Here is a 24,611-nt window from a genome sequence, read left to right on the forward strand (position 1 = left end):
GCCCGCAAGAATCGCCGGCTGGTGAAAAGCGGCTACGAGGTAAACCAGGCGAAAGAGTAGTCTGACAGTGGCCGCCAACGTGGACCAGACCGTGCAAAACCTGTCCTACAAATTCATCTCAGCGAAAAACGAATCCGCCGGAATCGATGAGGCCGGTAGCTGCGCGAAGTAGCGGAATACATCGTTGAACCACATTATGAAGCGATCCGCGTGCTTACCGCTGCCGATGGGATACTGGCGCATCTTCCAGCGATTATTGATGCCGCGGTTTTCATAGACCCCCCCCGCATTATAGGCGCAGGCCACTTTGGGAGGATCATAGCGGGTAATAAACTGCTGCCGCTTGATGTAGGCCGTGCCGGCCCGGATAGAATTCTGCGGCTGTAGCAGCCAGGATCGATCAATGGCGGTATCACCCAGCGCCTCGCGCGCCGTGCTGATCAGGGTTTGCAACATGCCCGCCGATACCCGAGACGGTGTCTCCCGGTCGTTCACGTAGCCTGGCTCCTCGCGGGTGGCCGCCGGATTGCCACCGGACTCCGTGCAGAGGCAGGCGATAATCAGCTCCGCCGGCACCGAAAACTCCCGTGCCGCCTGCCGGATAGCGGGCCCGAACTGCTGCCACACCCTTGGAACGGTCTGCAGTGCGCCGGGAGTACCGTTCACTGCGCCCTCCACTTCGAGGCCTGATGCTGTTAAACGCCAGGGCACCGAACCGAACACGCTGTGCAGGCCCGTTAATGCCGCCGTTGCGTAGGTGCCGTCTGCCACTGGCGCAGGCGCCACCGGCGGCGTTGCCGCCGGAGCCGCGCCGTGCGCGCCATCGCGACTGGCCAGGTCAACCTGAAAGTAGTCGAATATCGGCCGAATCGGCGAGAAGATGCTGCGTTGGCTCGAACCGCCAATGTGCAGGCCGATTACCTGGCGCCGCTCGTTCAGAATCGCCGCACCGCTGTCACCTGGGTCGCCATAGGGCGAACACAGCACCTGTGCTCCGAACCGGTAGCGCCAGCGTGCCCCGCCCGGGCCAGAGTGCACCAATTCGGTATAGAAGTCGGTATCCATGATCACGCCACTATCGAGCTCTGACGTGCGGCCGTGCAAGAGCACAAAGCCGTCTTCATTAATCTGGTCGGTCCAACCACTCGGCTCGCCAATCATCGGCAACTCGCTGTACCAGTCAATGCCCGGTTTCAGTTCGGCCAGCGCAGCGTCCGCGATATTGGGGTAACCCACGGCGTCGTTGAATAATGGGAAGGAATACAGGTAGTGAGCCACGTTGTAATAATCGCTGGCGCCGCCATCGTCGGGCGCAGGATGCCGGATAGCTGTAGAGCGATCATCCGGATCCAGCGGGGCAAGCACGTGATGACAGCTCAACAGGTAACGCTCTGGCCCATTATCCCGCGGCTGCACGACCATACCCAGGGTGCCCGCCGAACGCGTTTTATGGGCGACGCTGGCGCCGGGATAGACCGGGCCGGCGTGCAATCGAAGCTGGCCGATCTCCTCAACATCGACAGGAATCTGCCCACCACCACTCAGGGCGGGTAGTTCCACCGGTGCCGGATCACGCAGCCGACTCTTGCTACGCTTGGACGCCACATACACCTTCAGGCAAGGCACGCCCGTATTTCGGTTAGCCGAGCGCTTATAGCCAATGCCCAGGCCCTGTATACCCTTGTAGCGCAGCCAAGTTCGGGATTGCTGTTGCAACTCTGCCGCCTGGGGTTGCAGCTTCTTCGATATCGTACTCGCTGCACCGCCCTGCGTGACCGCCCCCAATAGCTGAGCTATGGGGCGTTTGTCTCGCGCCTTCATTCTGGCGGCGCCAACACCGCGTCTATGTCTTCCTGGGCGACTGGATCGGTCTCGGGCTTGCGCTTGGGAGCATCGCCACTGGCGCGAAACGTTAGCAGCGCTTTGCGGGTGCTGGGGCCATAGAAACCGTCATTACACAAATTCGTTTTCTGGTCACCGTCAGGCAACTTGCCTTTCAACGTCACCTGCAGGATCAGCGTCTTGCCGGCGTCAGTGCACAGCCCTTCTTCAGCGGTGCTGAGCTTTACAGTCGAGGGAAAACGGCCTTTGCACTTATCTAGGGTCACTTCCCCCGGCATACCGCCAGCCTTGTTCGCTGTGCATTCGGCCTGCTCTGCACCGGGCGTGGTATCGCCACCTGAACCCTTGGCTTTTGCATCAACCACAACCTGAACCACGCCACTGTTACCAGAGGCATCGCTTACAGTTATCAAATACCGGCCCGCAGCGCCCGCTTTCGGCTTAACCTGCAGGCTCCTGCCAAAGGCAGGTACTTGTTTAATACCCAGGGCCGATTCATCCGCGGAGTACATGTAGCTGCCCGCACCGCCGGATATCTGCACGGAAAGCACATTAGCGTCTTCACTGCCAAAGGTAAGTTCCGCTGGATTTACCGAGATAGCTTGCTTCACGCCAGTTAAATCCACTCCGCACTCCTCGGCGGCTTCCTCAGGCAACTTTGGGGTGAGCATGCCGATATCGATTTCAACCCGCGCCAAGCTGTTCTGCAGCTCAGTAGCGGCGGTGCGAAGAGCGTCGGTTTTCGCGACTATCTCGGCGGAGGGTGCATCGTCTCTCGATTTAGCCGACTGCGCTTCAATAACCTCTTGCGTATCCTCCGGGGCCGGGCTGTAGCCGTAGCCACCAAAGTCTTCCAGCAAGCCGCCATACATGCCCAACATACTGCTAAGCGCTCCAGGCAGGGTGGCCAATGATTGCACTGTAGAGTTGAGGCCAAGGTTTACCGAGGCATTGATACTGTGAACGGAGGCTACCAGTGCATACGGCGCTTGCTTGTGTGTTTTAAGTAGCGCTGTTCCTGTTTTCACCGAGGTCTCTGCCCGCTCCAGCAACTCCCGGGTAGACTGCACGAGTAACAGAGCGCTCGCAGAACCTCCAACCTTACCTGCAGCATCAAGGTGCCCACTCAACTCACTCAATTTTCCGCGTGTGTTGTTCATATCAGCGCGCAGCTTCACCAGGTGGCTTTCAACGCCTGCTAAATCCCCCGCGGTCTTGAACGGCGTAGCCACATCCACCGCACACTGCAAGGCCTTGGCGCCCAGGCCATAGATTTGTGCGCGCTGAGGTTGAGAGAGCCATTGCGACATAGCAACCAAGGCGGCAGTGCCTAAGGCAAAGTCAGTAACCTTTGTTGTTGAGCCGTCGTTGATGGCGATGCCGGCAGTGTAGGCGGTAAGCGCAATCAGGCTCGCGCCGCCGAGGGAGCTCAGCATGGCTTGATCGCCCATCGCGCCGAAATAGGCCGATTCCACTGCGCGAGCACAATTCATGGCATCCTGCATATCGCCAGGATCAAGCGCGCAGGGATAGATCGTAGCAGCCGACTCACCCCGGGTGCGATCGGCCGCAATAGTTTCAACCATGCTGACATCCATCGGATCCACGTAGGGATCAAACAGGGAGCAGCTTGCAAGAAAACACACACAGAGCAGAACAAAACCGGCACATCGTGCAAGGCGAAAAATCGAATCCACAACAAACCCCCTTTTATTGTTGATAAGGCAGCATTCATGAAAAAACGATCCCGAATTTGTGAGCCGGTGCCGAATGCCCTTCAAACCAACATAGACCATATTTTGAGAATGCCGCAACTTCTATGCCACACAAGCGGCTCACAACAACAGGCTCACGAATAAATGGCCGAACTCATGCGTGAAGTTATATTCTATTCAACTAGTTCTTGAGCTTATCGATAAGAGGAAGGGCGTCGCGTGTCTATCGATACATATCTTCGCGAGACACTGAGAGAGAAGCTACTGGACGTGATGCTGTCTGCAGCTGTGTCTGTTGTTGTGAACGGCGCCTGAAACTATCTCGTTTCCATCCTGCCGGCCGATCTGGAACAGGGCAGCCACCGGCGTTTGATCGATTGGGGTGCTGTGCTACTCACCTCCCTGATCGTGCTATATATTTTCGTTACCAACACTTGGAAACGCTGGTGCCTGAGGAGGGACTCAATTGCGAGATGCGGACGCAATACACGAAGAATAAGCGATCTAACTCTCCGTTATATCCGGAAGCTAAATAGAGCTCTGCTTTGTTCCACGAGAATACGAACGATCAATCGATTGAATGCGTCAAGGAATTCACGGGATGTCACTCAGGCACGCCGAATTTATCATCGTACCTGTGCGAGCGGGTGATAAATGTGCGCGGATACAGCTAGGCATGTTTGCAACGGTGACAAGTATGTATGATGTGACTAAGAATGAGGGCACGTTTGCATTGATATTTTTACGCGAAGCGATCTGTCGCACAGCCCGCCTACTGAAGTTTTACGGTATTCAAAGGCCAGTCAGTCCGCCGGACGAGCGGGCCAAAGCCCTATGAGATTTACCCTCGAACCCAGCCGTTGGTACGCCATGGAGCTCTTTGGCGATGAGTTTGGTCGCGACGTACGGCAATGCAGCCTTATAGAAGTAGTGGCAGTGAATCCTTTTGGTGGGGGAAAGCGTCAAGTTGAGCTTCGGCTTAATGCCGCCAATTACGCGGCTGTGGTTAGAGAAAAAGCTTACGTTATCGAAACCTTTGAGCGCTCTAAGCACTATCTGCTGGGACGAATAAAAGGCGAGAATCGACAGATACTGCTGCATGGCCTCACCGAAAAGTGGCTAAGGCAACACTTCAAACTTGACCACGCGCAAGACTCACATCGAGTATCGATCGAAAGTTCTAAGGAAGAAGCAATTAGCTCGGTTACGTTCGATCATCACTCTGATGAAGATGACACTACTGGGTTTGTGCAGTTCCATTGGGATAGAGACGTACTGTCTGCTCATCGTTTGCCTGATGTTGGTTATCCAGTTCCACTGGCGTCCTTTCAGGACATAATTTCTGGGAGCGTTGAAGCTGATTTCGCACACTTACTGTACTGGCTGCAAATCTACACCTCAGAAGAGGAAGTTGATTGGCTCGCTTACTGTGAAGCGATGCGTCGCCTGACAGAACTTGTGACAACACAACCCGCACAAGAAATCATGACGGTACAGACCGACGACTGGTGGTTAGAGGTAGGACCAGTGGATCTCTCAAAAGGCATCGTTACTGTGCAGCGGCAAGAGAGGCTAGTCGCTGCGTTGCAGCCCCGGGAAGATGGGCGGCTTAGGGTCGCAGTTTATTCTCCATTGGACGGGAGAGCCATCGACTTGCTCGCAGGCATGGGAGTTCGCCCTAGCGACGATGGTAGCGTCTGTATGCGACGCAACAACTGGGAATATGCTCTTGATGGATCAGCAGGTATGGGGCAAGTGTACGCAAGCGAAGCAGGCAGGTGTTACCTCTCCTTGTGGGAGTTCGGATTAGGTGTGTCCAGTGACGGATCACTGATCGATGAATGGCATGTCCAGCGCAATCTACCCCCTATCAGCCAGAATTATGTTGTAAAACAAATGGGAGTCTACGCACTTCTGAAGCTAGCCTATGAATCATCTTGATTGAGACAGGCGCGGTTCTTGAGAATTTTAGGCTCTAGCTTTCATCATCAGCGATATTGACTCTATCTCAAACGGGGCCATACAAATTGCCCACAGCGACCTCTCGTTTAGAAAGTGTGACTTTCGTCGCGTCGTGGATTTTTCACGTGACAATGGAATGATCTAGCTATCCTCTTTGGCGAAAAATCGCATATAGCCTTGTTGCATTTTGAGAATATACGAATAATCGAGACTAGCGATGCTGCATGGAAGCTGCAATATGTCGATAACGTATGCCGAGTTAAAGGCCCGCCAACGAGCAGAACGTGATAACCACTCTGATGGTCTCGCTTTGCGTGTACATAGAGCTCTTAGTTGGCTAGACAGGGCAGAGCAGTGCAAAGATGTGGACGGTCGTACACTCTTCTTGTGGGTGGCACTAAACGCGGCCTATGCCAATGAGATCTCTGGTGGGGAAAGGCCCAATGAGAAGCAGGCGTTCACTAAGTTTCTTGAGAAGTTAGTGCAGCTGGATTCCGGTGATGTGCTGTATGAGCTTATCTGGTCTGAGTTCTCTAGTTCAATTCGAGCGTTATTGAATAACAAGTTTGTATTCGAGCCCTTCTGGGAGTATCAGCGCGGTAACATATCTGAGGAGCGATGGAAGACGAGCTTTGATTCGGCCAAAGTTGCGGCTAATCATGCACTTGCAGAGCACAGAACGGCTGACGCGCTTTCCATCGCCCTGTCCCGAATGTACACCCTACGTAACCAACTCGTCCACGGTGGCGCAACGTGGAATTCAAAGGTGAATCGTGAGCAACTGCGTGATTGCAGCGCCTTTCTGGGCAAGCTTGTACCTCATGTCATCAAGCTGATGCTGGATAACCCTAATACACTGTGGGGAGACGCCATATATCCCGTTGTTGAATCGTGACCTGCATGAAAACAGTACATGTACATGTATACAAGCTATACATGTGCGCGCGGCTAAGTACCATGAGCGCCTATCAGCCTTTCTAATAGGATTCACAGTATGACGCGTATAACCGTGACTATCGTTGCCCTGTGCTCTCTCTCTTTTCCCGCCGCTGCGGATAAGTATCTGGGTAACTACAGCGCAAATAAGTTCAACCCCAGCTCTACGTCCAACCCCTACGGTGCAGGTAGCCGCTACAACGCGAACAGTATTAACAACCCGTATGGCAGGTACGGGAGCCACTACAGCTCAAAGTCAGCCAACAACCCCTACGCTACCGATGCTCCCAAGCTTTATGACAATCAGGGTAACTACCGGGGTAAGTTAAGCAACAACCCCTATGATCCAGAGTCAGTGTCAAATCCTTATGGGCGTTACGGCAGCCGCTACTCACAAGATTCCATAAATAATCCCTATGGGGCTGGAAGCCGCTATCGCAACGACAGTCCGAACAACCCTTACGGTGAAGGGCTGGAAATTTCCGGAGACGATGACTAGGAATGTCGGTCAGTAATAAACCGTCGCTAATAACAAGCGAATTCATAGTGTATGCGCGTAACGAGTTCCGGTTGGACTGGGATGGGATTCATGGTGCTCCGCATTGGGCGCGCGTGCGACATAATGGGCTTTTGCTTGCTGAGCACACCGGTGCAAATCGGCGTGTAGTGGAATACTTCGCGTTCATTCACGACCTCGGTCGGCATAATGATGGCTATGACCCAGAGCATGGACATCGGGCGGTGGATATCGCGCGCCAGATCGCAGGCGATCTCATCGAAATCTCAGGAGAGGAGCTCGACCTATTGGTTGAGGCCTGTTCGGGACACAGCGACGGACACTTGACCGCCGATGTGACTGTAATGACATGTTGGGATGCAGACCGACTCGACCTGGGCAGAGTTGGAATTCGCCCTGACCCCGATCGTTTGTGTACTGCAGCGGCTCGTAAGAGCGGGGTGCTGAATGCTGCTTATGAGCGATCGCTACGTTAATGGCTCGATCGCCTATCTGACGATCTTACGTCAAGTCTCACTAGACACGTTGCAGTGAGTGGTGAGCCAGAATACACAAGGATGTACCGACCTATGACGCAACTGGCGACGACACACTTTCTTCTCGTGCCCGATAGCGGCGCAGCTAGGCGGCTTCGACGGATACTCGCCTCCGAAAAAGCCAGGGCAGGAGTGGTGGTAGGCGTTTGGTCTGAGCTGGTGGTAATGGCAATGGATAGCTATGCGCTGCAATCACCAGAAACCGACTGGAATGGCGCTCTCCATGGCGCCATGTCCAGTCTGTCAGGCGCATTCTGGCAGGAGAGTTACCAGAACTCCGCTGAAGAAACTGTGAGCGAGGTATCGCATGCTTATGTGCAGCTTCTCGAGGAAACTGACCCGCTGTCACCGTTCGGTCCGTTCAGCAGTGTCACTCTCCCAGGGCGTGCAGGTGCTCATCTCTCGGATCTGGCTCGTCTGCATGATGAACTAGGAGGCGCTTTACCTGAAAACCCTGCCCTCATTCAGCTCCTGCTGGGTATGGAGCCCACGGAGGGATTAAGGCGGTTGCATATCTATTCGGTCGATTCGCATCCCAGACTTTCTAACTGGCAACAAGCTCTTATAGCGCGTTTCACTCTTTTTCGTTCCACTTAATCCGCGAAAAACGCATGCCGAAGGCATGGGTTTTTCGCCGCGCGGCGGCGATGCATTTCCGGCACAGATTGAGGTCGATGTCTTTACGGTGGGAAACTGGCGATGGCTGCAGCAGGACCTTTGAGTCAGGGGGGGCGTCCGCTTACTTCTCAGCTACAGTAGTGATGGGCTCAGTTTGGGCCCCAGTTGGGCCCCAGCAGAGAGTGGGCAAAAAACGATCGATCTCGCGCGATCGAAAATCTGCGCTAAGCTTATGAATACTAAAGGGAAAACGGTTCGGTGAGGTGGTAGCTACGGGTGGACTTGAACCACCGACCCCAGCATTATGAATGCTGTGCTCTAACCAGCTGAGCTACGTAGCCACATAAAATCGAAGCAAGAGTGCCCCGAAATGAGGCGCGCATTTTGCTGAATCTGGTTCTTCAAGTCAATACTCGTCTGCGACGAGTTCGTCAACAGTGCAGCCCTTGGGGAATGCAGACTTAATGCGCCTACAGGTGGTTTTCTGCGGACAGTCCGAAAATCGAAACGCTCAATCGGAGCCGGAAGTCAGCCGGTGTATTCTACGCCGCATTATGCGCACAGAGAGGTAGACGAGGCCAAATACTACCGGCGCAGACACCCCCGTCAAAAAATTGCTGTCAAAGCCGGGAGGAAGATGGTCGAGTGCGTCAAATATGTACTTCAGTACGCCAACGGCGTAGTAGCTGATCGCGAAAATAGAAAATCCCTCCACCGCTTGTTGCAGGCGGAGCTGACGCTGTGCGCTATTCGCCAGCGATGCCAGTACGGCTTGATTCTGTCGGGATTGCTCAAAGTCGACCATTGCATTCAAGAGGCTGGCGGAACGGGCAACGCGTTCAGATAACTCATTAACGCGACGTTCGGCAGCGTCGCATGTAGCCATCGCTGGCGCCAGTGCTCTCATCAGAAAGTTCGTATAGCGCTGATGGCCTGCAACGATCTCTTCCCGCACCTCTTCGGTGCGACGCTCAACGACTCTTGCGTAGGCTCGTGCTCCAGAGAAGGCGGATGCGTGTTCCGCAGAGAGCTCTTCTACGCGCGTTGAAAGTTCGGTGATTCTATCGAGGGCTTGCTCGCGCGCCGTCAATGTTCCAGCAGTTTTCAGTCTGCGCATAACTGCACTCAACTGTGGTTCCAGTGTCAGTGCAGCGGACATAACTTGGCGTGCTGCCGGAAGAGCGCGTATGGCCAGCATTCGGTACCCCTCCATATCTAGCAGTCGTTGCACCAGTCTGCCGGCCTGTCGTGCAGTCATTCCCCGATCGAAAACGATTATGCGTATAAAACCGTTGGCATCTGATTTGAACGATGACCAAACGGTTGCGTCGCCGCCTGACATATCTCCACCGTAGAGTGACTCGGCCCCGAGTAGCGAGCGAGCCATTGAATAGCCATTAACGTCCTCGCCGCCCGGGGCGGAAAGAACCTCGACATGCACGCCTACGAAAATATCCGACATGATCTCCACGCGCTTGTCCCTATCAAGAAAATCGAGTGCAGTTTCACCAAAGGGCGGCTGGGCGTTGCCGGGTACAAGGATGGTATGCCCGGTGGCCTCGGTATGGCTTTCCCACTTAAGCTTGCAGTTGTTCGCATTGAGCACGTGGAAGCGACTTTCTCGAGACGGCGTGGGTTGGCCTGTTTCCTCGCAGAAATCGTGAATGCTCTGCCGGGCATCCCCATTTGAGCGGCCGTTCAGTAGTGATAACACATACGAACATCTGAACGGTGGTTGTAAGCCAACAGTAGGGCGCGCATGCCATTCGTTGAAAAGACTGTTGCGCTCAACTGGTGCCACTTCTTCATTCGCTATGGTCGTCTGTAATTGCTGGTCCACCCCGACTGCCTCCAAAATAGTCAGTGTTCTCTGAGAAGGTATTTCAAGTTGGCGCGTATGCGGGGCACCATGCGAGTCTCAGAGAGCGCTGTGTGAAGTGTAAGAATGGGAGAATGCTGAATGAAGCTGAACTAGAGCAATAACCCTGAAGGACTATTGGAGAGCGACGCACCGGCCTTTACTGCCTGTGCGCAGAACAGGTGCCGATAGGCGTTATACAAGCATCGGGAAAGCTGCGTTTGAAACCGATGAGAGCTAAATAACTACAGGTAGTGAAACGCGGCTGGTGGTGCATGCGGACCGCTCTGCGCTTGAATGATTGGGGTCACTATAGTCTGTGGGTAGGGCACAGCCGGCGCGGTTAGTCTCTGTCCCATAGTTGCCGCGACGGCACCGTTAGCCGCAGCACAGCGAACGGTAGGTTCTAACCTCAGGCTGGCCGACAGGCCTCTAGAATGGGCAACATCCAGGCCTTGTGCTCCGTAATTTCGTCGTTGCTCAGGCCCGTCAATTCGTAGGGTAATACCAGCCAGTCTTTGGTCTCGTGCAGATAGTAATCCGGCACTCTGTCGGTTTGGTTGCGTGCCGGCTTGAAGTAGGGTGCGGCTACGCGCACATCAGCTGGCATATTGCGCTTGGTTTTCGACCGGAGCCGGTTGAGTACGGCCTCGATACTGCGACCTGTGCTATAAACGTCGTCGACGATCAACAGCCGGTCATCACTATTGAGATTTTCGAACAGGTACTGCAAGCCATGCACACGGATGTTCTGGGGGCGGTCTATCCGCTTCAAGTAATCTTCCATACCTCGGTAGGAGGTGCGTATGGAAATGTGGTCAGTTTGTACGCCTAGATACTGCAGACACTCCTGCACGTAAATTCCCACCGTGGAGCCGCCGCGCCAAATCCCGACGATGAAATTTGGGCGGAAGCCGCTAGCGTAGACAGCCACCGCCAGTCTGAACGAATCGTTAAGCAGGGCTTCTTCCGTCACAAAGTGTTTGTTCTTGGGCGAGATGTCATTTCTCCACACAGGTGCATTTCAGAGCAGTATACTACTCCTCAAATAGCCCTCGACACTTATACGATGACTAACAAGGTCTACCTGTCAGCCCAGCAGTTACTGGAGGATTCCTTTACCTTGGGTGCCCAGGTTATTGCCAGCGGTTTCCGGCCCACATTTATGATTGCTATTTGGCGCGGCGGCACGCCGATGGGTATCGCCGTGCAGGAACTTCTGGCCTGTAATGGCATCGAGACGGATCACATTGCTATCCGAACCTCTTCCTACTCCGGCATCGATGGGCGCTCATCTGAGATAAGAATCCACGGGATGAATTACCTGGTCAAACACGTCACTCACGAGGATCGATTATTGATAGTTGATGATGTATTCGACACCGGCCACACGATCAGTGCTGTGATTGATCATCTTGCGGAAAAGGCGCGTCGTAACACGCCGGAGGACATACGGGTTGCTGTCCCCTATTACAAGCCCACTCGGAATCAGACCTCGCGCAGCCCCGACTACTATCTGCATGAAACCGAGGGCTGGTTGAAATACCCGCACTCCCTCGAGGGCCTCAGTCGCGATGAGATTCGCGTCAATCGGCCAGTCATTTACGACATTATTGCCCCGTATCTACCCCCGGAGTGAGGCCGCAGCCTTTGAGGATAATGTGTTTCACCGTTCTGGTGATGCGTGCGAAATCCTCTTCCGTATAGTCATCGCGCCCCAGTGCGGTTTTGACCTGTACGTCAAAATCGGCGTAGTGCTGGGTGGTAGCCCAGATCATAAACAGCAGGTTGAGCGGGTCGATGTCGTCCATCTTGCCCTGGGCGATCCACTGCTGGATGACATCCTGCTTGCGCTTAAGCCACGTGCTGTAATTTTCCTGTAGAAATGCCTTCAGCAGTGGCGCGCCGCGCAGAATCTCATTCGCAAAGATCTTGGAGGCATTGGGTTCATTGCGAGAGAAATCCAGCTTGGCACGAATGTATTCGCCCAGCGCCTGGGCGGGGTCATCCTCCGGTGTGATCTCGGGAAAGGAGCGATTCCACGCGTCCAGCACATTGGTTAGCAGGCGCTGGTAAAGCGCCTCTTTGGAGCTAAAGTAGTAGTGTACGTTGCTGCGGGGGACGCCGGCTTCCTGTGCTATGCGACTGATCGATGTGCCGCTGAACCCCACGCGCGCGAATTCTTGCTCGGCTGCCTGTAGGATCAGCGCCTCATTGTCGATTCGAATCTGCCCCACACGATACTGGTTTCTACTCACCGTGTAATTCCCCCGGCGCGCCGGCTGCCAGCCAGCGGGAGACTATGGCGCGCTCTTCGTCGGTCATGTTGGTTTTATTCATAAATGGCATATCAGGTGCATCGATAGTTCGGGCTTGTATCCGCTGGGCCCAACGCTGCATACCCTGAAGATCGTCGAGTATGACGCCACCCGGCGCGACTTGAAATACGTCATCAGTGGGTGTCGCAGAGTGGCAGGTGGCGCAGCGCTGCACGATGATAGCCTCCACTCGGGCGGCGTCGGGAACCGTTGCACTTGCCGTCGCCATTGGGCTCGGTCTGGGCATGATGGCCCAAGCGAGAGCGGCAGTTGCCAGTAACGATACAACGAGGATGATGGGCTTGTTGATCCCGCGATGGCGCAGGTTGAAATAGTGCCGCGCGAAGGCGGAGATGGCGATGATGGCCAGCAGAATAATCCAGTTGTACTTGTGTGCGTACGTCATTGGGTAGTGATTGCTGATCATGATGAACAGCAGCGGTAGCGTCAGATAATTATTGTGGGTGGAGCGAAGCTTCGCCTTCGCCCCCCAAGATGGGTCGGGCTCTGATCCAGATTCAATGGCCGCGACCAGGGCGCGCTGCGAGGGCATGATCACGCGGAATACGTTGCCCGCCATAATTGTCCCGATGATAGCCCCCATGTGGATATAAGCCCCGCGCCCGGAGAAGAGCTGTGTAAGGCCCCAGGAGAATGCCACGGCCAAAACGACCAGCGTGAGCCCCAGCAGATAGCCTTTGCCCGCCAGTGGCGTGGCGCATAGCAATTCATAAAGCAACCAGCCCGCCAGCAGCGACCCGAGACCGATGCCGATAGCCTGCAGTTGGGTCAGCTCTGCTACGCGGGTATCTATCAGGTAAGCGTCGGCGCCAACGTAGAATACGAGCACCAGCAACACCATACCGGTTAGCCAAGTGGAGTAGGCCTCCCACTTGAACCAATGCAGGGTCTCCGGCATTTTTTCTGGCGCCATCTGATACTTGGCGACCTCGTAGATGCCGCCACCGTGTATCGCCCAGAGGTCACCCTTTATCCCCTTGTCCACTTTCCAGCGAGGGGGCGCCTCCAGATGATTGTCCAGCCACACAAAATAGAACGAGGCGCCGATCCAGGCGATGCCTGTGATTACGTGCAACCAGCGGAAAATCAGCTGTAACCAGTCGAGAATGTATGCGTCCATCAGGCCATTGCCTCGTTTGTTTTGTCGCGGTGGTGTATCGCCTTACCGGCGGCATAGGTGGCCAGTACATTGCGATCGTCGCCCAGTGTTGCGAGGACAAATAGCTCCTCGAGCAGGGTATTACAGTGCCGGAAACGGAAGTCCAGAAAGGGGGTTGCCTGCTTGTCCAGAATCACAAAGTCTGCTTCCTTTCCTGGGAGGAAGTTGCCTATGAGATCGTCGCAATCGAGGCTGCGCGCGCCGCCAAGGGTGGCGAGATAGAACGCCTTGAAGGGCGTTAGCTCGTAGCCATTAAGCTGTTGTGTTTTGTAAGCATCAGCCATGTTTTGCAGCATCGAAAACGTATTGCCGCCGCCCACATCTGTGCCCATGCCCACACAGATGTTGTGTTCAACTGCGCGTTTGAGATTGAACAGGCCGCTGCCGAGAAACAAATTTGACGCGGCACAGAATGAAATATTGGAGTGGGTCTCCGCCAACCGCTTCCACTCGGCATCCTCCAGGTGCACGCAGTGGGCAAACACACTGCGCCTGCCCAGCAGTCCTGCCTGATCATAGGTGTCCAGATAGTGCTCGCACTGAGGGAAGAGCTCTTTGACCCAGGCGATCTCGTCGTGGTTTTCAGCGATGTGCGTCTGCATGTACACGTCGGGAAACTCCGCGAGCAATTGGCCAGCCCGTTTGAGTTGCTCTGGGCTGCTGGTGGGCGAGAAACGCGGCGTAACGGCATACCGCAACCTGCCGCGGTTGTGCCACTTCTCAATCAGCGCTCGGCTGTCGTCATAACCGCTATCTGGGGTATCGGTGAGCGCTTCCGGCGCGTTGCGATCCATCAGTACCTTACCCGCGATCATGCGCAGATTACGGCGCTCGCAGGCCGAAAAAAATGCGTCTACTGACTGCGGATGCACTGTGCCAAACACCATAGCGGTGGTCGTGCCACAGGCGGCCAGTTGGTCGAGAAAGCAGTTGGCGATGCCCAGGGCATAGTCGGCGTCTGCAAACTGTTCTTCCACCGGAAAAGTGTAGGTCTCCAGCCACTGCAGTAGCTGCTCACCATAGGCGGCGATCATTTCTGTCTGTGGGTAGTGGATATGAGTATCCACAAAACCCGGTGATATCAGTTTGCCGCAATGGTCCACTAGCGAGACATGCTCCGGGAGTTGCTTCGACAACTCTTTCCAGTGGCCTGCAGCTGCAATGTGGCCGTTCTCCACCAGCAGCAGACCATCCTCGATGTATTCGAAGCTGTCGGTCTCGCCGAGCTTATCCGGGTCGTCCAGGAAGTGTAGCAGTGAGGCGCGGTAGGCTTGCATGACGTATTAATGCTCCCCAAGGGCCAGCATGACGTGCGGCTCTAGGTTGATTTCATCGCAGTTATTACCGGGGCCGTCGCGGTCGGCCACCAGAAAGTCAGAGGTTCTTTCCATGGCCAGGCTGTAGTGATGCCAGGTACCGGCGTGGTAATTGACGCCTTGTGAGCCGCTGGCTAAGAACGCCCGCAGCCCCGCCGCGTCGAAATCCCCCGCCGGTGCCACCACGACCAGATAAGGCGCGCCACTCAGTGGCATGAAGGCTTGGCTCCCCCGTGGATGGCGCTCCATCACCTGCAACTGAAAAGGCAGTGATACCGGTTCGCTGCGGAAAATACTAAGAATAGCGCGGTCGTCCGGCCCTGACGTGGCGACCTCTGCAACGGCATGGTGACGGGTCGTGCGCCCGTAGTTGATCGCCAGTTGCGTGTTGTCGGGATGGACCTCGATCACATTGCCAAAAGGGGCAAAGGCCTCGCGGGTCAGTAAGCTTGGGGTCAGGGTGCGCATGCTAGCTCCCGCGATAAGTCGAGTAGCCGTAGGGAGAGAGTAGCAGCGGGATATGATAGTGCTGCCCATCGCCCTCTATATTGAAGATGACTTCTGCCCAAGGGTAGAAGTTCGCTTGCTTGCGGCTTGCGAAATACTCTCCGATCGCAAACACCATGCGATAGGTGCCGGCGGACAGTGGTGTGCCGTCGCTGCACAGATCGGCGATGCGACCATCGGCGTCGGTTGTGCCGCTGCCCATGGGGGCCCAGCTGTCGCCATCGCGTCGACACAGAGTGATAGCAACACCGTTTGCAGGCGCGCCGGTGGCGGTATCGAGTATGTGTGTGGTGATCTGGCTCATAACAGCGTTTCCAATCTCAACTGAAAGATTTTGCGCTGCTCCTCGGCGGCGTTGCGCATTTCTGTATCACGATCGTTGGGCAGGCGAGCCTGCAGTAGCTCCAGCATTTCCGCCGCGCTCTTGCCCGTGGCGAACACGATAAAAATAAAGCCGAACTTGTCATCATAGGCGCGGTTGCCTTCAGCCAGTGCCGCTAGAACTTCGTCGCTGGCGGTATCGACAGCCGACTGTTCTCCACCAGCGAGTGCCTTGGTATTCGCGTACTTAGCTTTCAGTGAATTCACATCGCCGATTTTTGGGTGGCCGTCAAAGGCTTCCAGATAGTCGATCTCTGCGAGGTCGCGCCAGGCTTTATCGGCGGCTGCGGCGAGGCCTTGTGCGTCTGCGAAGGGGCGCGCCTGCAGAAGCCGGCTGATCCACTTTTCACTGGTGCAACACTGTCTCAGTAGCTGGGCCGCCTCTTGCTGACTGGCCTGGTTCAATGTTGCGACGTTCATGCGCTGCCAACCCAGTGTGGCCGGCCAAAAATGCGCAGGCGGCTAATGCCACCGTCTGGAAAGATATTCAGGCGCACATGGGTGAAGCGCTGGTTACTGTCACACTGCAGCTGTCGGATGAAGGTATGTTCCCGGTGCGCCTCGAGGTCGCTGGGGCCAATCAGTGTCTGCCAGCTGGCGCCTGCGGCCAGGGCATCGTCCTCGGTGCAATCTGTTCCTTCCAGCGTGAAGTGATCGGGATAGTTGCCCTTGAAGTGAGCGGTGTCTATAACCACGCGACTGATATTTCCGGGGACACCGAGACGAACGATACACCAGTCGTGACCGGCGTCGCGACGCCGGCGCGTTTCCCAGCCGTCGCCCATGTTGATGCCCGCGTAGGGCATGAGCAGGTTGCTGGGTGAGCTGTAGAACATATCGCTGCACTGTTGCCCGCGCCCACCGGCCAGTACGCTGGCGAGGTCGATATCTTCGCCTGCTGCAAAGCGACTCGTATCTACCTGGATGTCGCCCCAGGCGCGCAGCCGCGCGATGCCGCCATCGGGGTACATCTTCAGGCGTAGGTGGGTACAGGCCTCCGAGCTGTCCAGGGCGAACAGGTTATCACTGTGCGCCTCGACCGGAGACTTTGCCAGCAGCGTGCGCCACTCGGTCGCAGGGTCTGGCTCCCCTTGGATGTAACAGCCATCGAGACCGGCGTATTCAGGAGCGTTGCCTCGAAAGTGTGTGGTCGCGATGTTGACCGCCCGCAGCATGCCGGGGGCGCCGAGGGCCAGGACACACCAGTCGTGGTCGAGACCGCTTGCCTCGCGCGAGCGTCGACGGAAGCTGCGCCTGGATTCCCAGCCGTCCATCCACTGGCCGGTTTCCACGAAATGTCCCTCGCGAAAGATCGGCTCCGCGTGTTTTACCAGATTGGCTGCGGGGGCAAACCACTCATCGGAGCAAGCCAATGCGCAACCGCCGAGGCGTTCGCTGAGCAGATCCGTATAGCGTTGGTTAAGTTGGTCTTTGTTCATGCGCTAGGGCTGCTTTGGTAGCGGGCGAACCCTGGCGTCGCTAACGATTTTGCCATCGCTGTAAATGTTCTGGCCACGCAGCAATTTGCGCTGGATAACGCCTTTGACGTGGCCACTGCGCAGGGTAAATACTGTCATTATTCGATCTCCTCTTGACGCTGTAGTGCTCGCAGTTGTGCCGGCGCAGGGGAGGGCCCCGGGCGGGCTTGTCCCAGCTGGTGGCGTAGCGACATAACTTCCCCGGCGACAGATACAGCAACTTCTACAGGCAATTTCCCGGGTACTTGCGACAGGCCGATAGGGCAGCGCACGGCCTGGTAGTCCTCGGCGCTGAATCCCTGATGCTCCAGGCGCATCTGGAAGCGCCGCCATTTTGTGGTGGATCCGATCAGACCGATGTAGGCGGCATCCCGACGCGTCAGCGCTTTTGTCAGGATCTCGTAATCATGCTGGTGGTTGTGGGTCATTATGATGTAACAGGTGTCCGGAGGCAGGTCTGCTACTGCATCGGCGGGAGGATCATAGTGCGCCACATTGCCGGTGGCTGACTCGCCCATGCCGGCGAACGCCTCGCGGCTGTCTATCCAGTGCAGGCGACAGGGTAGCTGGGCCAGCAAGGGTGCCAGTGCCTGGCCTACATGGCCGGCGCCGAACAGGGCGATGTTGAATGACTCGCCGTTAAACCGTTCGAACAGCAGGTGTGCGCTGCCGCCGCAGCACTGACCGAGTTTTGGTCCTAGGGGAAAATACTCCAGATGCCTGGCTTCGCCTGTATCGCGCAGCATCCGGGCCGCGCGCGCCGTGGCCTGTAGTTCGAGGTGGCCGCCACCGATGCTGCCATAGCTCGCCTCTTGCCCGATCACCATCTTGCTGCCATCTTCGCGCGGGGTAGATCCTGTCACCGACAGCACGGTAACGATAACGAAATCTTGGCCTTGCTGGCGCAGAGTGGCGACTGCGTCTGCCCAGTGAGTATGTGTTTGTAACTGGGTCACTGCCTTTCCCCCCTGGCCGCACGCACTTGGTCGCAGGCTGCAAGTATTCGCTCGGGGGTGGCTGGTGCGTCCAGCAGGGGCGCCGTTCTGTGCTCTCCGATCGATGCCACGGCATCGCGCAGTGCAGCCCATACCGATATACCCAGCATCAGCGGCGGTTCACCGACAGCCTTGGAGTGGAATATCGTCGCTTCGGTGTTCGGGCTGTCGGGCATCAACTCAACGTTGAATACGGGTGGTGTGTCGCCGATCGTTGGAATTTTGTAGCTCGCTGGATTGTTGGTGAGCAGGCGGCCCTGTTCGTTCCACACCAGCTCTTCTGTGGTCAACCAGCCCATGCCCTGAATAAACCCGCCTTCAATCTGGCCGATATCCAGTACCGGGTTTAGGGATTGGCCGACGTCTTGGCAGATATCGACTCGCAACACGCGGTTCTCGCCGGTCAGCGTGTCGATCAACACCTCAGAGCAGGCCGCGCCGTAGGCGTAATAGAAAAACGGCCGGCCGCTGGCATTGGCGCGATCGTAGTGAATTTTGGGCGTACGGTAGTAGCCGGTTGCGGATAGCGAGATGCGGCCAAGGTAAGCCTGCTGCACCAGCTCTGCAAACGTTATCCTCTGTGCACCGAGGCTGACGTGGTCGTTGGCAAACTGGATGGACTCGGCCGGGACAGCAAACTTCTCCGCGGCGAACTCGGTGAGCCGCTGGCGAATCTTGCGCGCTGCATCCCGGGCGGCCATGCCGTTCAGGTCGCTGCCGGACGAGGCGGCGGTGGGCGAGGTATTGGGCACTTTGTCCGTCCGGGTGGCGGTGCAGGTAATGCTCGACAGGTCTACCCCAAACTCTGAGGCCACTACCTGGGCTACCTTGGTATACAAGCCCTGCCCCATTTCAGTGCCGCCGTGGTTTAATTGTATGCTGCCGTCGGTGTATACGTGCAGCAGAGCGCCAGCCTGGTTCAGGTGCTGCACTGTGAATGAAATACCGAACTTGACCGGTGTCAGAGCAAGGCCCCGTTTGAGGATGGCGTTCTCGCTGTTGAAGGCTCGCACGGCTTCCCGCCGTTGACGATACTCACTGGTTTTTGTCAGTCGTGCTACCAAAGGTGCGATGATGTGTTGCTCGATGGTCTGGCCGTAGTGGGTAACGTTGCGACCGTCCGGTCCGTAAAAATTGCGCTGGCGAATATCCAGTGCGTCCTGTCCGGTGGCTTGGGCAATGTTTTCTATAATCTGCTCGATAGCCAGCATGCCCTGGGGGCCGCCGAAGCCGCGAAAAGCAGTGTTCGAGGCCGTATGGGTTTTCACCCGGTTGCCGATAATACGGGCGGCAGGCAGGAAGTAGCAGTTGTCGGCATGGAACATGGCGCGATCGACAATGGCATCAGAGAGATCGGGCGAATGGCCACAGTTGCCGCTGAGCTTGAGGTTCAGCCCCAGGATTCGGCCCTCATCGTCAAAGCCCACCTCGTAGTCGCTGTGGAACGGGTGTCGCTTACCTGTGGTGGTCATGTCGTCAGCTCGAGCCAGGCGCAACTTGACCGGTCGTCCCGTGCGCCGCGCCAGCAGCGCCGACAAGCATGCCCACTGGTTGGCATTGGTCTCTTTGCCGCCGAAAGCACCGCCCATGCGCCGCACGGTCACTGTGACGAGGCTCATTGGTAAACCCAGCACTTCCGCGACAAGCTTCTGCGTTTCTGCAGGGTGTTGAGTCGAGCTGTGGACCAGCATGCTACCGTCTTCACCGGGAATACTCAGCGCTATCTGCCCCTCCAGGTACATCTGTTCCTGCCCGCCGATCTTGAAGTGGCCACTCAAGCGGTTCGGTGCTGTCGCGATGGCAGTGTCGGCATCGCCACGCCGCTGCGTGTGTGTGGGTCGAACGAAGTGCTCCTGCGCCAGGGCTGACTCGAGGGTCAGGTCAGCCTGTTGTGCCTCGTACTTCACGTCGGCCAGGCGTGCAGCGCGGCGTGCGGCATCTTGGCTGGTGGCGGCCACTGCGAACAGTACCTGACCATGGAAATTGACTTTACCCTCGGCTAACAAATGGTCGCCAGGGAACACCGGCCCAATGTCTGTCAGTGCGGGCAGGTCCTTTGCGGTCACCACATCCATCACTCCGGGCGCAGTGCGCACGGCGTCGAGATTCATTTGTTTGAGCGTCGCATGCGCAATGCTGCTCAGCCCGACGTATCCGTACAGCATGCCTGCAGGTTCCGGTATGTCGTCCACGTACAGGGCATCGCCGCTCACGTGCTTGTGGGCGCTCTCATGGCGCGTTGCGCTCCCGGCTCGACCGCTGATCAAACTGTGTGCGGGGCGTGTGTCGGGCAGCTTACGCATGCGGTGACCCGGCCCTGTATTGGCTGACCCGGAGCTGGCGGCCATCACCTTGCTGGTGCACCAGCAGCAGGCGCTGCAAGAGGTTGCGTGCTACGCGCTGACGGTAGTCCGCGCTGGCGCGGAAGTCCTCTATCGGTGTGAAATCGCGGTCGAGGGCGTTCATAGCATCGGTGATAGCCGCCTGGCTCAATGGCCTGCCGCGCAATGCCGCCTCGGTCTGTGTCGCACGCTGGGGCACAGCAGCCATACCGCCGTAAGCAATGCCCACATCTTCGACAGTACCCGCGCGGTACCTTAGGCGAAAGGCGCCACAGACCGCTGAGATATCATCCTCAAGGCGTTTGCTGACCTTGTAGACCTGGAACCAGTCATCCGAATGGGGCAGTGGGATATGAATTGTGCGGATGAACTCGCCTGCGCCCAAGGCCGTTTGTCGGTACCCGGTGAAAAAGTCCGCCATAGCAACCTGACGCCGGCCAGTCTTGCTTTGCAACTCCACGCGGGCGTCCAGCGCAATCAACACCGGCGGGAAGTCACCAATGGGCGATGCGTTGCCTATGTTGCCGCCGAGCGTACCGCGATTGCGGATCTGCTGAGCGCCCAGTCGCCTGAGCAATTCATCGAGATCCGGCCAATGAGTACACAGTATCTCGGCGCAGTCCTCATAGGTGACGGCGGCGCCGATACTGAGCGTGTCTGCGGACTGCTCTACCTTCTGCAGTTCCGGGGCGCGAGCAGTCGAGATCAGAGTGCTGAACTGTTTCAGCTGTTGGGTAATCTCCAGTGCCAAGTCGGTGCCGCCGGCAATAAGCCTGGCTCCGGGGTTTGCGGCGAGCGCATCGGCCAAGGCCGATGCGCTACTCGGCGCGAGAAAGTTACGTCCGTCTGCTGCACAGCTTGGTGTGCTGGGCTCGGCCCGCAGCCCTTCAAGTGCTCGCAGGGTGGCGAGTGTACCCTTACTGAACGAGTCACTGGCATCGGGCTCATACATCTTTACAGCCGCGTCGACAATGGGACGATAGCCCGTGCAGCGGCAAAGGTTGCCGCCCAGTGCTGTTTCGATAGCGTGTGCATTGAAATGACGGTTCGACTTGCGATAAGCAAACATCGACATCACAAAGCCCGGGGTGCAAAAACCGCATTGGGAGGCGTGGCAGTCCACCATTGCCTGCTGTACCCGATGCAGTTGACCGTCGCGAGCCAGGCTTTCAACGGTAAGCAACTGGCAACCGTCCAATGTGGCCAGTAACGTGATACAGGCATTGATGGCGAGATAGCTCAGTGCGTCACCTTGGGGATACGTAACGACCACTGTGCAGGCGCCACAGTCGCCTGATGCGCAGCCTTCTTTTGTACCAGTAAGGCCAAGGTTCTCGCGCAGGTAGTCGAGCACCGTAGTATTGGGGTCCAGTTGTTCGAGGCGGTGTTCTGTCCCGTCGAGAAGGAATGAGATCACGGCAGGTTGGCCACTTGAAAAGTTAACAGTAGTGGTAGGAAATATAGCAAACCTTCTGTCCGTCGGCCACAAAGGAGTTGATCTTCGTGTCCAGTAGGCCAAAATCTGGCATGTAAATTGCTACGGCACTACTGTAATATTCTTAACAGCGGTGTTAAGAATTGGTTTTGCACGATTATAAGGCAAGAAAAGAGTGCGCCCTCCTATTTTTGCCCTGATTTGGTGCGCGCCCTTCGTGAACAACTCACGGCCTCCGTGCGCGACTTGGGCATAATTTTGAGTTATACACACGTTTTCTAATGAACGAGGAACTACGATGAAACAAGCAAGCCCGTCCCTGCGACCGCTGGCCCTCGCTGTTGCGGTGGCCGCCGCACCTCTGGTGTCAACATATACTATGGCTCAGGACGCCAAACCCGTTTTCGAGGAAGTTCTCGTCACCGCTGAGAAGCGGTCGGAAAGCCTTCAGGATTTGTCCCAAGCGGTTACCGCCTTCAGCTCTGAAGACCTGGACCAGCGCGATCTCACGACGTTTGTCGACCTCAGCGCAGTCGCTCCCGGGGTTAATATTGCAAAGAACGAGGGCTTCAAGACGGTCATCACCATTCGCGGTGTCGGAAATGAGGCCAACCAGAATGCGATTGCCAACCCGTCAGTGTCCTATCACCTTGATGGCATCTATGTGGCTTCGCCTTTCGCGCTGCAGACAGATTTTCTCGACCTTGAGCGCATCGAGGTACTGCGAGGGCCTCAAGGTACACTGTTTGGTCAGAACTCGACCGGTGGTGCTATTAATGTGATTTCTATCGCACCAACCACGGATGAGATCTACGGCACCGCTGATCTGACGTTGGGTAACTATGACCTTGTGCGTGCTCGCGGCGCGATCAACCTTCCACTCGGTGACACCGTAGCAATGCGGGCTTCCGTGGCCAGCAACAAACACGAAGGCTTCACCGACAATATCGTGTTAGATCAAGACTTGGACGACGCTGATAGTGTGTCTGCACGTCTGCGTGTTTTATGGGAGCCAAGCAGCAACTTCCGAGCCAACCTAACCGGGCAGTATTTCAAAGAGGATGCAAATGGTGCAGCGCAGAAGGGTATTCTGGATCCTACGCCCGACGCTCGCGAACTGGCTCAGGACTCGCTTTCTTCGTACGAACTGGAGTCGCAACTCTACTCACTGGTGCTCGAATGGGACTTGGACGCAGTCACGGTGAAGTCTCTCAGCAGCTACCAGGACGACGATATTGCTATCCTACGCGACAATGACCGCAATGATCTGGCGACCCTGCCGCCCTTTACTCTGCTGCCAAGCTATTTTGCACCGGAAGAGAACCGTCAAAAGACGGTCACCCAAGAATTCAATCTGATTTCTGCAGAACCTGCCTTCGGTAAGCTCGACTGGACCGCCGGCGTCTTCTACTTGGATACCGAGGTTGATATCACCATTCGTGAGTTGTTGGACTTTGGCTTTGACGGCACCTTTGACCCGTTCACAGTCGAAGAGGTTGTGTCCTTCGCGCCGACCGACACCGGTTTCATTTCAGACTCCAAGCCGGAACGTGACTCTGTCTCCGTATATGGTCAAGGCACCTGGAACTTCAATGACGACTGGCGTCTTGTAGTCGGTGCCCGTTATACCGAGGATGAGGTTAACTCTGAGGTCACCAACTTTTTCGGCCGCGCCGGTACTGACATCCTTGAAATTGAAAGCGAGAAGTGGACCGGGCGCGTTGTGGTAGAGCACGACTTTGGCGACGCGACGATGGGCTATGTTTCTTACACGCGTGGATTCAAGCCTGGCGGCAGTAACCTGACTTATGGTCGCGAAGAAGAGATCGCGCAGATTTTGGTATTGCCGGTTTTCGAAGAAGAGGTTGTGGACGCGTATGAAGTGGGTTTGAAGACAGACCTGCTGGACGGCCGTGTACGCGTTAACACAGCTGCTTTTTATTACGACTATGACAACCTGCAGTACCAAGCGACCGATCCCGAGGTCTTCGAGGGTGGCGTAGGCAATATCCCAGAGTCTGAGATCTACGGTGCCGAATTGGAGTTTGCTTCGTTCATCACGGACAACCTGATCTTCGACGCTCGCATGGCCTGGCTGGAGACCGAAATTACCTCCTCGCACCTGGCACTTGATAACGTCGACTCGGAGGCCGCGACCAACGCGTTGCTGGCGGATGGCTTCAATCTCTTCAGCCCGGAAATCCAAATGGCTCGAGCGGGGAAGATTACCGACGTGCGTGGTAACGAATTGGCGAAGACGCCTGGCTTCACCGCCAACCTTGCACTGACCTATGACACGGCGCTGGGAGACTGGGGTGAACTCCTCGGCACCCTGAGTTACACCTACCGTGGTGACTTTAGCCACCGTATATTCAACAACCCCACCACCGATCAGGTAGACAGCTACGACATTATCGATCTAGCGGTTCGTTTGTCGCCGAACGATGCGCCCTGGCGTGTTGAGCTGATCGGCAAGAACTTAACCGATGAGGACGGTATTAACGCTCGCTTTACCGACGTGTTCGGTGTGGGCGCGACCGGTGACGAGTTGATTTCACCGCGTCAGTACATGGTGCGAGTGGGTGTCGATTTTTAGGACGACAGTCGCACGGTTCGAAAAGCCCGGCCATATGTGCCGGGCTTTTTTTTGCCGCTGCCTGGCCAAACAGGTTACT

At 56.4% G+C, this 24,611-nt stretch carries 22 protein-coding genes and 1 tRNA gene; 7 read left to right on the top strand and 16 right to left on the bottom strand.

Annotated elements, in window-relative coordinates:
- Window positions 1-105 precede the first annotated feature (105 nt).
- On the bottom strand, window positions 106-1,821 hold the full coding sequence (locus IE089_RS00625) for a transglycosylase SLT domain-containing protein (protein WP_189474222.1): 1,716 nt from the start codon (window positions 1,819-1,821) through the stop codon (window positions 106-108).
- A complete protein-coding gene (locus IE089_RS00630) occupies window positions 1,818-3,539 on the bottom strand; it encodes a hypothetical protein (protein ID WP_189474223.1) in 1,722 nt (573 codons plus the stop codon). Before IE089_RS00630 ends, IE089_RS00625 begins: the two co-directional genes overlap by 4 nt.
- An 852-nt stretch (window positions 3,540-4,391) precedes the next feature.
- Between IE089_RS00630 and IE089_RS00635 the strand changes: the two genes are divergently transcribed.
- The 5 genes from IE089_RS00635 to IE089_RS00655 all read left to right on the top strand — a co-directional run bounded on the left by IE089_RS00635 (window position 4,392) and on the right by IE089_RS00655 (window position 8,105).
- Complete coding sequence (locus tag IE089_RS00635) at window positions 4,392-5,498, top strand: hypothetical protein (protein WP_189474224.1); 1,107 nt, start codon at window positions 4,392-4,394, stop codon at window positions 5,496-5,498.
- A 259-nt stretch (window positions 5,499-5,757) separates the two neighbouring features.
- The gene (locus IE089_RS00640; protein WP_229802509.1) at window positions 5,758-6,414 is read left to right on the top strand and encodes a HEPN domain-containing protein; all 657 of its coding nucleotides are present in this window, start codon (window positions 5,758-5,760) and stop codon (window positions 6,412-6,414) included.
- Between the two features lie 99 nt (window positions 6,415-6,513).
- The gene (locus IE089_RS00645; protein WP_189474225.1) at window positions 6,514-6,954 is read left to right on the top strand and encodes a hypothetical protein; all 441 of its coding nucleotides are present in this window, start codon (window positions 6,514-6,516) and stop codon (window positions 6,952-6,954) included.
- 47 nt (window positions 6,955-7,001) lie between these two features.
- On the top strand, window positions 7,002-7,448 hold the full coding sequence (locus IE089_RS00650; RefSeq protein WP_229802510.1) for an HD domain-containing protein: 447 nt from the start codon (window positions 7,002-7,004) through the stop codon (window positions 7,446-7,448).
- A 93-nt stretch (window positions 7,449-7,541) separates the two neighbouring features.
- A complete protein-coding gene (locus tag IE089_RS00655; RefSeq protein ID WP_189474227.1) occupies window positions 7,542-8,105 on the top strand; it encodes a hypothetical protein in 564 nt (187 codons plus the stop codon).
- A 285-nt stretch (window positions 8,106-8,390) separates the two neighbouring features.
- Here IE089_RS00655 and IE089_RS00660 read toward each other — a convergent pair.
- The 3 genes from IE089_RS00660 to IE089_RS00670 form a co-directional block, all read right to left on the bottom strand.
- Window positions 8,391-8,467, bottom strand: a tRNA-Met gene (locus IE089_RS00660).
- Between the two features lie 170 nt (window positions 8,468-8,637).
- Window positions 8,638-9,966, bottom strand: coding sequence for a DUF3422 domain-containing protein (locus IE089_RS00665; RefSeq protein ID WP_189474228.1), 1,329 nt, complete (start codon window positions 9,964-9,966; stop codon window positions 8,638-8,640).
- Between the two features lie 430 nt (window positions 9,967-10,396).
- Window positions 10,397-10,999 carry a phosphoribosyltransferase gene (locus IE089_RS00670; RefSeq protein ID WP_229802511.1) on the bottom strand — a complete coding sequence of 201 codons (603 nt, stop codon included), beginning with the start codon at window positions 10,997-10,999 and terminating at the stop codon, window positions 10,397-10,399.
- A gap of 54 nt (window positions 11,000-11,053) precedes the next feature.
- On the opposite strand from IE089_RS00670, the gene IE089_RS00675 reads away from it, so the two are divergent.
- Window positions 11,054-11,623 (top strand): phosphoribosyltransferase, encoded by a 570-nt coding sequence (locus IE089_RS00675; protein WP_189474229.1) that lies wholly within the window; start codon window positions 11,054-11,056, stop codon window positions 11,621-11,623.
- On the opposite strand, the gene IE089_RS00680 is transcribed toward IE089_RS00675, so the two are convergent.
- From IE089_RS00680 to xdhA, 11 genes are read right to left on the bottom strand one after another with little or no spacing between them, the layout of a single operon-like run.
- Entirely contained in the window at window positions 11,595-12,242 is a 648-nt protein-coding gene (locus tag IE089_RS00680; RefSeq protein ID WP_189474230.1) for a TetR/AcrR family transcriptional regulator, read from the bottom strand. The genes IE089_RS00675 and IE089_RS00680 overlap by 29 nt on opposite strands.
- A complete protein-coding gene (locus tag IE089_RS00685) occupies window positions 12,235-13,443 on the bottom strand; it encodes a urate hydroxylase PuuD (protein WP_189474232.1) in 1,209 nt (402 codons plus the stop codon). The genes IE089_RS00680 and IE089_RS00685 overlap by 8 nt, the downstream gene beginning before the upstream one ends.
- On the bottom strand, window positions 13,443-14,759 hold the full coding sequence (gene guaD, locus IE089_RS00690) for a guanine deaminase (protein WP_189474234.1): 1,317 nt from the start codon (window positions 14,757-14,759) through the stop codon (window positions 13,443-13,445). The genes IE089_RS00685 and guaD overlap by 1 nt, the downstream gene beginning before the upstream one ends.
- A 6-nt stretch (window positions 14,760-14,765) precedes the next feature.
- Window positions 14,766-15,266, bottom strand: coding sequence for an ureidoglycolate lyase (locus IE089_RS00695; protein WP_189474236.1), 501 nt, complete (start codon window positions 15,264-15,266; stop codon window positions 14,766-14,768).
- Window position 15,267: 1 nt separating this feature from the next.
- Window positions 15,268-15,609 carry a hydroxyisourate hydrolase gene (gene uraH, locus IE089_RS00700; protein WP_189474237.1) on the bottom strand — a complete coding sequence of 114 codons (342 nt, stop codon included), beginning with the start codon at window positions 15,607-15,609 and terminating at the stop codon, window positions 15,268-15,270.
- Complete coding sequence (gene uraD / locus IE089_RS00705; protein ID WP_189474238.1) at window positions 15,606-16,106, bottom strand: 2-oxo-4-hydroxy-4-carboxy-5-ureidoimidazoline decarboxylase; 501 nt, start codon at window positions 16,104-16,106, stop codon at window positions 15,606-15,608. The genes uraH and uraD overlap by 4 nt, the downstream gene beginning before the upstream one ends.
- On the bottom strand, window positions 16,103-17,125 hold the full coding sequence (gene alc / locus IE089_RS00710; RefSeq protein ID WP_189474239.1) for an allantoicase: 1,023 nt from the start codon (window positions 17,123-17,125) through the stop codon (window positions 16,103-16,105). Before alc ends, uraD begins: the two co-directional genes overlap by 4 nt.
- Before the next feature lie 3 nt (window positions 17,126-17,128).
- Complete coding sequence (locus tag IE089_RS15745) at window positions 17,129-17,263, bottom strand: hypothetical protein (protein WP_268247967.1); 135 nt, start codon at window positions 17,261-17,263, stop codon at window positions 17,129-17,131.
- Window positions 17,263-18,120, bottom strand: a complete 858-nt coding sequence (gene xdhC, locus IE089_RS00715) for a xanthine dehydrogenase accessory protein XdhC (RefSeq protein ID WP_189474240.1) — start codon at window positions 18,118-18,120, stop codon at window positions 17,263-17,265. The genes IE089_RS15745 and xdhC overlap by 1 nt, the downstream gene beginning before the upstream one ends.
- On the bottom strand, window positions 18,117-20,462 hold the full coding sequence (gene xdhB / locus IE089_RS00720) for a xanthine dehydrogenase molybdopterin binding subunit (RefSeq protein ID WP_189474241.1): 2,346 nt from the start codon (window positions 20,460-20,462) through the stop codon (window positions 18,117-18,119). The genes xdhC and xdhB overlap by 4 nt, the downstream gene beginning before the upstream one ends.
- A complete protein-coding gene (xdhA, locus tag IE089_RS00725) occupies window positions 20,455-21,918 on the bottom strand; it encodes a xanthine dehydrogenase small subunit (RefSeq protein WP_189474243.1) in 1,464 nt (487 codons plus the stop codon). The genes xdhB and xdhA overlap by 8 nt, the downstream gene beginning before the upstream one ends.
- A 316-nt stretch (window positions 21,919-22,234) precedes the next feature.
- Here xdhA and IE089_RS00730 point away from each other — a divergent pair, with 316 nt between their 5' ends.
- On the top strand, window positions 22,235-24,532 hold the full coding sequence (locus IE089_RS00730) for a TonB-dependent receptor (protein WP_189474245.1): 2,298 nt from the start codon (window positions 22,235-22,237) through the stop codon (window positions 24,530-24,532).
- Window positions 24,533-24,611 lie beyond the last annotated feature (79 nt).

This window comes from Parahalioglobus pacificus, assembly GCF_014652275.1.
GTDB classification, from domain to species: domain Bacteria; phylum Pseudomonadota; class Gammaproteobacteria; order Pseudomonadales; family Halieaceae; genus Parahalioglobus; species Parahalioglobus pacificus.